The 291-nt window shown below is 67.7% G+C and carries 1 pseudogene; it reads right to left on the bottom strand.

From position 1 onward, the window contains the following. A pseudogene (locus SB756_RS29295) lies at positions 1 to 291 on the bottom strand (hypothetical protein); the annotation flags it as partial.

Here is a 291-nt window from a genome sequence, read left to right as displayed (position 1 = left end):
CACAGCATGCCGCACAGCACGATGCCCACCCCACTGCACAGCACGATGAGCGCCGCCACCGCGCCGGCCTGGTCGGTGCTCATGGCGTAGTAACGGTTCAGGTAACTGGGGAACCAGACGATCACCGTGCCGCCGACGAACAGCTGCAAGCCGCTGCCCACGTAGGCGCTGATGACCGAACGGCTGGAATACAGCGTGCGCAACGGCCGCAATGCCTTCAGCGCAGCCTTGTCGGCGGCATCGGCCAGGCCCAGCACCAGCACCTCGGAGCGCACCGGGCCAACCTGGCGC

This window comes from Pseudomonas sp. SIMBA_068, assembly GCF_046534705.1.
GTDB classification, from domain to species: domain Bacteria; phylum Pseudomonadota; class Gammaproteobacteria; order Pseudomonadales; family Pseudomonadaceae; genus Aquipseudomonas; species Aquipseudomonas putida.
The sequence above is the reverse complement of the archived record's forward strand: the minus strand, read 5'-3'. Positions and strand labels throughout refer to the sequence as shown.